This is a genomic window from Shewanella gaetbuli, assembly GCF_023284065.1.
Lineage (GTDB): Bacteria > Pseudomonadota > Gammaproteobacteria > Enterobacterales > Shewanellaceae > Shewanella > Shewanella gaetbuli.
Map to the genome: position 1 here is coordinate 26,300 of NZ_JAKIKP010000013.1, position 12,303 is coordinate 38,602.

Sequence of the window (12,303 nt, forward strand, 5' to 3'; positions counted from 1 at the left end):
TTATTAACCTGCTTTTAGCAAATCACTGCATGACTGATTCAGTAGTTGTCGACAACGCCACATACCCAGTATTGACACCACCACAGCACCTGAAAATGGCGCTATAGCCCACCAAGGCCAATGCATGTAAACCACCAGCTCAAACACTTGGGTTTTAAGCATATACAAAGCAAACTCTGCCACGATAACCGCCAGCAAACCGGCTATTGCGCCTAATAACGCAAACTCTAGCCCAGTTGCTGCACGCAATAACCAGCCCGATGCCCCAAAAGTGCGTAATACCGCTAATTCACGTTGGCGTGTTGCCATGCCCGCCTCTGTTTGCGCAATTAATACGAGTGCACTAGCTAATAAAACTAGCGCTAAAACCAGTGTTAATGACAAAGATACTTGGTCGATAATCTGCCTAAGCTGTGCCACCATTGCGCCAACATCAATTACCGAAATAGTGGGAAATTGCTGAATAAGCTGTAATACGGCAGCATTAGCGGTTAAGTCACTGCCTCTGGCTTTCATGTCTTCATCATTTAAATGAAAACTCGCCATTGAGGTATAAGAAAATGGCGCTAACGCTGCGGGCCTGAATATCATAAAGAAATTAGGCTGCAGTGTTTCCCATTGCACCTTTCTAAAACTGGTAACTTTCACCGTAAATGATTGGTTATCGATATTAAACGTCATGGTGTCGTTTAATTTAAGATCTAACCTTTCAGCCACGCCAGACTCAACAGAAACTTCATCATCGGCCTGATTAAATGTGCCTTCAACAATTGGATTATGAGGGGGTAATGAGTCTCGATAAGTTAAGTTCAACTCTCTAGATATTCCCACTCGTCCTTCTACACCGTCACGTTTTTCTCTTCCTGAAATTAACTCTTCATCGTTAATGTGAGTAAGTCGTCCACGGATAACCGGGTAAATATCAGTAGCTTGAATGTGATGTTCATCTAAAAATGCTTGTAAAGGTTGAGTGTCTTCAGGGGCAATGTTGACTAAAAAGTAATTTGGGGCATTTTCAGGCAATTGCTTTTGCCATTCATTTAAAAGATCTTGTCGTAAAGCTAAAATCGTTAATAACAATACCAAGGCACTACTAAAGCCGACCAATTGCACGGCATTTTGTCTGGCTCTTCTACGCAGTCCTGCTAATGCTAATTGAAATGGGTTGGTGGTTTTCATGCCCACACTATGACCCATTCGAATCATCACAAAACCTAAAATACTTAATAAAAGGCCTAGCAACAGAACTGTTAACACCACGGTCATGGTTAGCTCTATACTTCGAGAGTATAAATAGCCTAACAAGGCCATAGCACCTAAGCTTAATAACAAGTGTAACCACATGCCCAGTTGCAAGCCTTCTAGTTGACGCTGCAAAACTCTTAATGGCGGAATAGCCAACAGACGCATTAACGGATAGGCTGAAAACATAAATGCACTGATTAAACCCGTACTTAACCCCAGTAAAATAGGTCGTAAATAAGGTGGTGAATAAGCGGCAATTTCAGCTGGCAAGTATTGAGTAATGGCTAAATCTAACAGCACCCCACCCAACAAACCTAGGCCTATACCTAAAAAAGTCACCAATAAAAGATGTAAGCCAAATAATAACCGAATTTGTTTTGCTGAAGCACCAAAGGTTTTCAACATAGCCACAACATCATAATGACGTTGACAATAACGTTGAGCCGCAATACCAATTGCAGCACAAGCCAAGGCAATGCCTAATAAGCTGGCCAACAGTAAGAAACGCTCAGCCCGTTTTACCGCTGAGGCAATTGGCGAGTCGCCAGTTTGCACATCTATCCAACGCTGACTGTTATTCAATAATGGTTTAGCTTGTTGCTCAAATTGTTTCAGTGCATCGGCTTCACCCACAAATTGATAAACATAACTAACACGGCTACCCGGTTGAATAATGCCAGTGGCTGCCACATCATCTAGGCGCATTAATAATACCGGTGCCGATGCAAAAGGATTAAAACCACCGTCGGGTAAACGGCTAATTTCAGCACTTAGGCTTAACTCAATATTGCCAAGCTCAATGCTGTCAGGAAACCCTAGCAAGCCACCTAAACGGTTTTCGTACCATGCATGGCCGCTAACAGGTAATTGAGTACTTACTTTATCGGCATTAGCCAATTCAACTTGGCCTTTAAGTGGATAACCGTCACCCACAGCTTTAATGGTCACTAATTGAAATTTATCACCGGCATACACCATGGAATTAAATTCCATGTTAGTCACATGTTTAAGTGATAGCTGATCAGCAATTGCTAATACTTCTGGGTTGAGCTTCTCAGGAGAATTAATAATTCGATCTGCGGCAATAAAATTAGCGGCCTCACCATTAATGGCCACTTGTAAGCGTTCACTTACTCGAGCAAGACCACTGACTGACAACACCGCTAAGGTAATGGCCAATACAATCAGCATTAACTGTCCCTGAGCTAACTCTCGTTTAAAAAGCCGCCAAGCTAATTGCCACTCCATTAACATACCTCCACAGTTGCTGCGGTGTTGTCAGAGTTTTCAGCGTTAGCTTCAGTTTCAGTGTTAGCCTTATTTGCTTCAGTTAATACACCGCTGTCCATAATAAATTGGCGCTTACACCGTTTTGCCAATTGCAAATCGTGGGTTACTAATACCAGGGTGGTGTCACTCTCTTGATTTAATTCGAACAGCATATCGGCAATTTTGTCACCGTTAACACTGTCTAGGTTACCCGTTGGCTCATCAGCAAATAACACTTTGGGCTCACATATAAAGGCTCTAGCAATGGCCACACGTTGTTGTTCACCGCCAGAGAGTTGTTTAGGTAAATGAGTCAGCCTGTGCCCTAAGCCAACTCTTTTAAGCATACTTTCCGCTTTTTCTTTAGCACCATTAACACCTGCTAACTCTGCGGGTAACATAACGTTTTCAAGTGCCGTTAAAGTATCGACCAACATAAACGATTGAAAAATAAAGCTGACTTTTTGTTTTCTTAAGGCGGCTTTTTGCTCTTCATTTAAACCAGAAAGCGAGGCGCCATCTAATAATATTTCGCCAGATGTCGGGGTATCTAACGCAGCCAATAAACCAAGTAGAGTTGACTTTCCTGAACCTGAAGGTCCTAATATGGCAACACTGTCTCCTTGCTTGACATCCATGTTAATGCCCTTGAGGATAGTGAGTTCACCTTCTTGGGTTACCACTTTTTTTATGAGGTTAGTTACTTTGATAGCACTAGATTCTTGGGCAAAATTATTCGACATAGGATCCTTCTTAACATTAGCGATAAAACGTTGTTTGACCATGCTAATTATTTTGTTTTCAATTAATTCTTCCGCCTATGCTGCCACGATTTTGATATTAGGTGATAGCTTAAGTGCGGGTTATGGCATGGAAGAACAACAAGGTTGGGTACAATTGCTTCGCAATGAGCTTCCTGAGCATAATATTATTAATGGCTCTGTCAGTGGTGAAACCACCGCAGGCGGATTACGTAGACTCCCTAGTTTACTGGAGTCTAGCCAATTTGACTTAGTAGTCGTTGAGCTGGGCGGCAACGACGGACTACGAGGTTTTCCACCTAATCAATTGAAATCAAATCTTACAAAAATCATTGAGCTATCTCAACAAGCTGGCGCGAAAGTACTGCTCACTGAAATTATGGTGCCGCCTAATTATGGTCCACGTTATGCCAAAATGTTTACCGAGGTTTATCATCAATTGGCTGATGATTTTGACGTCCCTTTAATTCCATTTTTTATGCAAGAAATTGCTCCAAATGCCGATTTAATGCAACGAGATGGCATACACCCGAATGTTGACGCTCAAGCTAAAATTACGCAGTGGATGAAGCCATGGATCATTAATGCTGTAAAAAAGTGATTTAGGTTAATTTTATTCATCTAAACGACGTAAAAAAGTCATTTAATTTTAAGGTTTAGCCGTTAGAATGTGAACAAATGGATTTGTTCAATACCTTTACGAAACATAAGCTATAGCGATAAAAAATAAAACCTAGACTTTAAGCAAGACTAAAAGGAAAAATTATGTCCGTCAGTCGTCAAAAGAAAGTGTACTTACCTACCGCAACCCGAAAAAACCAATACATCAGTGTGGGATTTCCATTAACGGATGCTTATTTAGCTAACTATGCAGATCTTGAATCTTGCTACCTTGAATCAAGCAAGGTTATCTATCAAGTTGCTGAAAAATATGAATTGTTTAATGTTCATGTTATCGCAACAGATAAGCTGCCGATGGTGAGATACCACAGTGAAGCCTACTGTTTATCTACTGAAGAGCAATTGAGGTTTTTCTATAACCCAGCACATCATGAAGCAAACCGCTTACATTCTATTGCAGGCTACAGAGCGAAGAAAATTAAAATTGTTTTCTTAGCAACGGGGACTGAGCTTCGCAGTAATTCGGCAACTTTCCATGCAAACGTGCAAAAATTTATTGCTGAAATTAAAACATTACTACCGTTAAATGATTTAGCGGTTAAAGTTCGCGATCATCAACATATTTCTTACGACTTTTTTGCTAAGCACAAAGGGATTAAAGAAACCTATGGTTATAAGTTACGTGCGGTAGACAATCGTTATAAGCGCCGTGAATGTAACTTACCCGAAGACGTTAGCGCACTAAACTATGTCACCGTGAGCTTACCTATTGGTCGCAGAATCAAAAAACAACTGCTGGCTGAAAATACCACCAATTTTGCTCCCAGCTATCAGCACGTCGCCGATAAATTTATTGCAGCCACTAAAGAGCGTCAATTATTTAGGGTAGCCATGGTTGCCAACGGCAAGGTTCCGCTTGTGCGCAACAGTAAATTTGAGCAATTAAATAGTACGGCTGAATTTCAAATGGTGGGCTTTGATCCTAATGTTGATGCACCAGAGCCTATTTTACATTGGCAGGATGATAAATTAGCCGAAGCCATCAGATTTGTTATTGTTGCAGGTAAAAATGATGCAAACGATGAAGGGTTTGGCCGCTTTATGAATCAAATTGAAGAAGCAATAAAAAGCTTTACTAGCCAATTTGATATTGATAAAGAGCACATTGACTTAATTGTTCGCTTCCACCAGCACTTAAGTTACAAAGTGTAATACTAACAGTTTAATCACCTTAAAAACGGTAGCACTCGCTGCCGTTTTTTATTTTGTATCCCCCAATCACAATGTTAAATAAATGTGGCCAGATTTCACATTGATTAACAATCTCAAAACAAGGCATCTTGAATAGCGTACGGATAACCGTAGTGGTCATAGAACCAATTTATAATAAAAAGCAGGAGATGCTATGTTCAACAAGAAAATGCCTTGGCTTATGCCAACGTTAGTGGCAACTGCCGTCAGTTTGGGGCTGACAGCATGTGGCTCAGACGATGACAATACCGTTACAGAAGTTCCCCCTACCGTTCAACCCCCCGCCGAAACCGGTCCAACGTTCCCTGAAGGGGCTATTATGGTCGAAGCAGGCGACAACCTCACTATTAGTATTCAAGAAGCACTGATTAATGCTCAATCTGGTGATGTTATTGTGCTGCCTAAAGGTAACTTTAAAATTGAGTCTACCTTACTGTTTGATGGCGATGTAGATGGCGACGGCAGCTTTGCAAAAAATGTCACCATTATGGGCTATGGCCAAGATGAGACAGTTTTAGATTTTTCTGAAGCGAATTCTGGCGATGGTATTTTTGTTCAAAATGCCGTCAATATTATTATTCAAGACTTGTCGGTCAATGAAGCAAAAAATAACGGTATTAAGCTTAAAAATACTAACGGCATTATTTTGCGTCGCTTAGCGACAATTTGGGAAGGTGAGCTAGATAAAGATAATGGCGCTTACGGTTTATACCCTGTTGAATGTGAAAACATTCTTATTGAAGATACTTACGTTCGAGGCAGTGCCGATGCAGGTATTTATGTCGGTCAATCTGAATACATTGTTGTTCGTCGTAATATCGCTAAAGAAAACGTTGCTGGTATTGAGATTGAAAACTCAAAATATGCCGATGTTTATGATAACGAAGCCGTAGGCAATACCGGCGGTATTTTAGTATTCGACTTACCGATTAATAACCATAGATACGGTTCTAGCGTTAGAATTTTCAATAACAAAGTATATGATAATAATACTGAAAACTTTGCTAATGCCTCTTCTAACCCTGCTGGGGTTCATATTGTGCCACCGGGTACAGGTGTTATTGTGTTATCAACGGATGACGTTGAAATTTTCAACAATGAAATCACCAACCACGACACTGTGGGCTTAACGATTTCAAGTTTCTTTATCGCTGAACCTGATATCAGTACTTTTGTTGGCAACTATGGCCAACCAGGTCAAGCTATCAGTGACGGCTGGCGCCCTACTCCACGTAATATTCACGTTCACGATAATGTGATCAGTGATTATGGTATGCAGCCAAAAGGTTACTTAATTCAAGATATTATTAAAGCCTATGCATTAACCCACGGCAAAATGCCCGGCATTTTATACGATGGTTTAGGTGAAATGTTATCTAATAACGGCACCGCAGCTTACCTAGGATTGCAAGAACTGCCTTTTGCTGATGATGGCAGCGATAATGTGTGTATGCAAAATAATGGCGATGTCAGTATTGGTCGTTTATTTGCTAATAATAATACTGATATGAGTATTCCTGATGCATTATATCAACAACCGCAAACCGACTTACTGGCTTGTTCGCAAGTGAGTTTACCCGTTCACACGGTAACATTTGGTGATGAAATTTTTGGCTGTGGTGTTGATGATGAAACCGAAGGTTGTGACGGCGGCACCTTAATAGGTGGTGGCGGTTCAATTGGTGAAGGCGAAGGTGGGCTTGTTGGCGATGGCGACCTAAGCTTATGTACCGCTGAAGGCAATAAGGTTAATTGGGATGCCTTATTAAAAGCTAATTGTCCAAATTTATCTGACTATAATCTATTTGCAGATAAAACCAACCCTACCCAAAATGCTAACGATGATGGCATACCTTATGATTTAAATACGCCATTATTTACTGATCACGCCAGTAAGTATCGTTTTGTTCATGTTCCTGAAGGCACTGCAGCCCAGTATTCAGCTAATGAATCATTCGACTTCCCTGTGGGCAGTGTTATCACCAAGTCTTTTGCTTTACCTGCAAATACCAATAATCGGGGTTTTGAAAACGAAGACTTAATTGAAACAAGGCTATTAATTCATCGCGAAACAGGCTGGACTGCGCTTCCTTATGTATGGAAAGCGGATAAATCTGATGCAGTTATTGCCAAAGCAGGTGCGATTCAGGGCAAGCAAGTTATTCATAAAGGAGAAGAACTCGACTTTGACTACGTTGTGCCAAGTATGAATCAATGTAAACAGTGTCATCAGTTTAAAGCTGACGAAGACAGTAATGCCGTGTTTGTCCCTATTGGTCCTAAAGCACGTAATCTGAACCGTGATTATACCTATGCTGATGGCACGATGAACCAGCTAACTAAATGGCAAGCTGCAGGGATTTTACAAGGCACTCCTGCTTTAACAGAGGTTGACCAAGTACCTGAGTACCAAGACGGTGATGAGGCCACGATAGCTCAAATGTCAGACACTGAGTTAATGAACGCAGCAAAAGGTTATTTAGATATCAACTGTGCGCATTGTCATCGCCCTGAAGGAAATGCTTCTAATACTGGGTTAAAACTTGAGTACTGGCGTGCCTATTCTGAAGATGCTGGGTTCTCACACGGTACCTGTAAATCACCAGTTGCCTATGGTGGCGGAAGTTTAGGTTATGACATCGTGCCGGGTAAACCAGCAGAGTCTATTCTTCACTTCCGTATGGAAAGCAACAACCCTGGTGATCGTATGCCTGAAATTGGCCGCAGCTTATCTCATGCTGAAGGCGTTGCCTTAATCAGCGAATGGATTAAGCGACTCCCCGCAGCTAGCTGTTCTTAGTCGAGTAGTTTCAGTCTAATGACAACGTTATAAGCCGGGGCAACCCGGCTTTTTATGTGGAGCCAAGTATGATCATCAACCCCTTTAAAATAAACAGCTATTTAGCATTGCTATGTATTACATTATCTGTAACAGGTTGCGGAGGCTCTGAGGATGCTGAACCACCTAAACTTGCAGAACCCTTACCTGAAACCCCACCTGCTGAAACAACAGATGTATGCCAAGCACAGTCAACAACGGTTAATTGGCAAGCATTGATGAGTAAAGATTGTCAAAATTTACACGATTACAGTTTATTTATTGAGCCATCTAACCCTACAAGTGACCCCAGAGCTCCGGGACAGTTATATCAATTATCAACTGAACTTTTCTCAAACTATGCCAGCAAGTATCGTTTTATTTTCATTCCAGAAAATAGCACATTTAACTTCTCTGCTACCGAACGTATGGAGCCACCTGTTGGTAGTGTTTTAGTAAAAACCTTTGCGTTACCTTATGACACTCAAGTCAGCGGTAAAGGCAACGAGGTATTGATAGAAACACGGTTATTAATTCATCGTGAAACAGGCTGGACAGCATTAACTTATCAATGGCAAGACCAACAAGCGAACTTGGTTATAGCAGGTGCAAATATTAGCCATACCCTTAATAATCAGGGTGAACAACTTACTTTTGATTACCATATTCCTAGCAAAGCGGAGTGTAAGGTCTGTCATCAAGTCACAACTGAACACACTAGCGTCATCAAGCCAATTGGCTTAAAGGCACATGTGCTAAATCGGCAAGTTAGCACCACACAGCATTCAAGCATTAATCAGTTAACGCTGTGGCAAAATAATGGCTGGCTTAACAATGTAGATTTAACCCAAGCACCACAATCATTTCCAATCGACGATGAGTCAGCAGACTTAACCAGCCGAGCCAAAGGATACTTAGACATTAATTGCGCCCACTGCCATAACCCGCATGGGTTTGCGAGTATTTCTGGTTTAAGGTTAGGTTTTGATGTATCCCATACCACATTTGAATATGGAATTTGCAAACAGCCACCGGGTTGGGATGGTGGCCCTGATGGATTAGCCTACGATATTGTGCCTGGTAATGGCGAGAAGTCGATTGTTCATAACCGGCAAATATTATCTGCCGCGAAAGATAGAATGCCACCCATAGGCCGCGAAATTGTTCATCATGAAGGTACGGATTTAGTTAAACGATGGATAGACTCTTTAGCGCCAAGCATTGGAAACTGCCAGTAAGATGCGGTGGGCATGCAACCCACCGCTAACAAGCTTACTGTAGTTGAACATTAACGTTGAAAACTTTTCGATACTCTTAGCCGTAGTTTGCTTTTGCTCTGAGAAGCTTTTGCCGCAAAATGAGTTTGGAATATGGCCTATGGCTACTAACGTCGTGGCGCTTCACTCGTACTAAATAGAATACAAGTTTTCCAAACTCCGTTTGGATTTACATCGCAGGATTCCATCCTGCACCGGCCAAAAGGGTATCAACAGCAATACCCTCTATACTCTTTATTAAAGAAATGGGCCCTGCCGCCCCAGACGAAAAATGCTGGAAAGCGCATAATTTTCGATGGGGATTGATCCAGCTTTTAACCTCATCTTTATCCGTATTCGGCCATTGTCGAAAGCTCTAACGCTTCCGATAGGCGTCTGAAGTATATGGATTTACAAATGTCACGCTGGCAGGGATGCCAAGGAGTGACCCTAGCCTAACGGAAGCTAGCTTGGCATCCAAGCCAAGCTCACGACCTTTTCTCGATGCCCTCAATTCAAATTAAGTCATCAATATATAAACTTCATGCTTTTGATTTTTAGATTGGTAGTCAAAAACAAGGTCAAATCGAAGAGACAATAATCAAGGTGCAGATGAGCCAGCGAGTATCCAAAACATGGATGTTTTGGCTAAGCCCACAGGGAAGTGCTTGCGGCGTCTCGCTGGATTATCTGCACGATAGCCTGCGGCAGGCAATTGGTTAAATTGAAGCTATGGTCTCCTGTGCCTGAGCAAAGATAAATGAATTAATAAAGTGAGTACCCGTGGGATATGGGGTCAGAGTTAATTTAACCAGTTGAGATACTTTTTTCATCTAAGCTACTGGTAATCGATTCGATAATTTAACTCAAAAATGTCCAAAAGTGAGTTTCGAACTTTAATGTACTCCGATACTTATAAAAGTGATAAATACCGGCGCCACAAATATGGCTTAATACTATTCACCTTGATTAAGACGTAAGAAGTGTCCTGGAGGGTGGCCTAACCAATGTTTAAAACTTTGTCTAAAGTGACTGACATCGCTGTAACCCAATATATCTGCAATGTCTTCAACATGCATATTATCGGCAAGAATCATTTTAATTGCCATTTGACAACGCACTTGGTCAACCAGCTTTTGATAGCTACTTCCTGCTGCTGCAAGTTTGCGTCTTAAACTTCTATCACTCATATGCAACTGAGCGGCCATCGCTTGTAGCGTGGGAACGTTAGGTGAGTGTTGACGAATTTTCAGTAATACTGTTTCAATTAACGAAGGTGTTCGGGCGGTATTTAATTGAGTATCAACTGCTGTAAATTGGTAAGTTATGGGCAATGACAACCATTGACGCTTTATTCCCCACTCAAAATAAGGCTTGCCATACATTACCTTCGCACCGGTAAATTCGGCTAAAAAGGTATTTTGGTTATCGGTGTTTTCAGCAGCAGGCTCAGCAAAACGAATTTCGTCAATAACAAGATGTTCATCAACTAGTTGCCTCGCTAACCCAACCAGCGAGCTAATACTATGTTGGAACTGGAATGAATATTTATCTGTAGACGATTTGCCGGTATTCAGCCATCTTACCCATAAAATGTCATCTTCAACCCTGACTAAGCTGTCAGTAAAACTGCCCACTAATTCAGGGTTTTTAATCACAAATTGAAGACAATCACCCAGCGAATCAAATTGGTTTAGATAGGGTAACAGTACGTCTAAACTGTCAACTTGATAGCTAGCGCCTAACTTTGCCCCCATTTCTTGAGAGCTATTTTGCCTTAGCGCTTCTAACGCAAAGTCAACCTGCCAAACATACACAAACTGAGTTGCTGCAAGCTCTGTCATTCCTACGCCTATTTGCTCACAAATGGTTTGCGCAAGCTCATTACCCAACTCCTGTTGGATAAAAAGTAATAGATTACGCAACTCAAAGGCAGGATAACATTGGTCACCTACCATTAAGTTTGCATTATAACCACCCTGCTTCAGCATATAAGTGTATGTTCCGTAAAATTAAACTGCGCGGCGTTCTGCCAGCTTATTTAACATACTGGTCACTGACAAAGAGGCTCCATGAGCGATTTTATCTGCAAGTTTCTTTTTAGTTTGATATTTCAACTTAAACACTTGATGATCTTTGACTAAATTTAAAACAACATCGTCACTGGTAGATATTTCATCTACTAAGCCTAATTCTTTCGCTTGCTGACCATACCAATGCTCACCGGTTGCGACTTTGGCAATTTCTAACTCTGGGCGATATTGGCTAACAAATTGTTTGAAAAGCACGTGAGTTTCTTCAAGTTCCTCTTGAAACTTTTTACGTCCTTCATCAGTGTTCTCACCAAATACAGTTAAGGTACGTTTGAAATCACCAGCAGTATGTTGTTCATATTCAATATCATGTTTTTTAAGTAATTTACTAAAGTTAGGCAACTGAGCTACAACCCCAATTGAACCAACAATAGCAAAAGGTGCAGCAACAATTTTATTCGCCACACAAGCCATCATATAACCACCGCTGGCAGCCACTTTATCAATGCAAACAGTAAATGGAATATTAGCCTGACGTAAACGGTCTAACTGGCTGGAAGCTAAGCCATAACCGTGAACCATGCCGCCACCACTTTCAACATTCACTAATACTTGGTCGCCCTCTTCGGCGATGGTTAAAATTGCGGTAATTTCTTCTCTTAATGAAGCGACTTCATTAGCATCAATACTGCCTTTGAAATCTAAAACATACACTTTACTTAGAGTGCTTTCTTGTTTCTCTTGCGCTTTCTCATCCGCTTTTAACTGTTTTTCGTAAGCTTTCCATTGTTTTTTAGATAGCAGCTCTTGCTTTAGATCATGCTTTAACTGTTTTAACTCATCAGTTAAGTCAGTGAGCTTTAACTCACCTTTGTCGGTTTTATTTTTCATACCACTGGCAACAATAACAATTATCACCGCAACAACCGCCACCACGATTGTTACCGCCTTAGCGAGAAACATGCCGTATTCTATTAAAAAATCCAAAATAAACTCCATAAAAAAATAATAAGCTAGTTTACCAATATCTAGGCTGAAACATACAACAA

Annotated in this window: 8 protein-coding genes; 4 read left to right on the forward strand and 4 right to left on the reverse strand. The window is 41.2% G+C overall.

The window, feature by feature from the left end:
• Positions 1-3: 3 nt before the first annotated feature.
• Both L2672_RS14575 and L2672_RS14580 read right to left on the reverse strand, forming a co-directional pair.
• Positions 4-2,493 carry an ABC transporter permease gene (locus L2672_RS14575; protein ID WP_248996573.1) on the reverse strand — a complete coding sequence of 830 codons (2,490 nt, stop codon included), beginning with the start codon at positions 2,491-2,493 and terminating at the stop codon, positions 4-6.
• A complete protein-coding gene (locus L2672_RS14580) occupies positions 2,493-3,257 on the reverse strand; it encodes an ABC transporter ATP-binding protein (protein ID WP_248996574.1) in 765 nt (254 codons plus the stop codon). Before L2672_RS14580 ends, L2672_RS14575 begins: the two co-directional genes overlap by 1 nt.
• Before the next feature lie 40 nt (positions 3,258-3,297).
• On the opposite strand from L2672_RS14580, the gene L2672_RS14585 reads away from it, so the two are divergent.
• The 4 genes from L2672_RS14585 (at position 3,298) to L2672_RS14600 (ending at position 9,203) form a co-directional block, all read left to right on the forward strand.
• A complete protein-coding gene (locus L2672_RS14585; RefSeq protein WP_248996575.1) occupies positions 3,298-3,876 on the forward strand; it encodes an arylesterase in 579 nt (192 codons plus the stop codon).
• Positions 3,877-4,040: 164 nt separating this feature from the next.
• Positions 4,041-5,108, forward strand: coding sequence for a DUF3083 family protein (locus L2672_RS14590; RefSeq protein ID WP_248996576.1), 1,068 nt, complete (start codon positions 4,041-4,043; stop codon positions 5,106-5,108).
• 193 nt (positions 5,109-5,301) lie between these two features.
• Positions 5,302-7,947: a parallel beta-helix domain-containing protein gene (locus L2672_RS14595; RefSeq protein WP_248996577.1), complete on the forward strand. Its 2,646-nt coding sequence runs from the start codon at positions 5,302-5,304 to the stop codon at positions 7,945-7,947.
• A 68-nt stretch (positions 7,948-8,015) separates the two neighbouring features.
• Positions 8,016-9,203 carry an SO2930 family diheme c-type cytochrome gene (locus L2672_RS14600; RefSeq protein ID WP_248996578.1) on the forward strand — a complete coding sequence of 396 codons (1,188 nt, stop codon included), beginning with the start codon at positions 8,016-8,018 and terminating at the stop codon, positions 9,201-9,203.
• Between the two features lie 974 nt (positions 9,204-10,177).
• Here L2672_RS14600 and L2672_RS14605 read toward each other — a convergent pair.
• Together L2672_RS14605 and sohB are read right to left on the reverse strand one after the other, a co-directional pair.
• Complete coding sequence (locus L2672_RS14605) at positions 10,178-11,212, reverse strand: helix-turn-helix domain-containing protein (protein ID WP_248996579.1); 1,035 nt, start codon at positions 11,210-11,212, stop codon at positions 10,178-10,180.
• Positions 11,213-11,233: 21 nt separating this feature from the next.
• Positions 11,234-12,241 carry a protease SohB gene (gene sohB, locus L2672_RS14610; protein WP_248996580.1) on the reverse strand — a complete coding sequence of 336 codons (1,008 nt, stop codon included), beginning with the start codon at positions 12,239-12,241 and terminating at the stop codon, positions 11,234-11,236.
• Positions 12,242-12,303 lie beyond the last annotated feature (62 nt).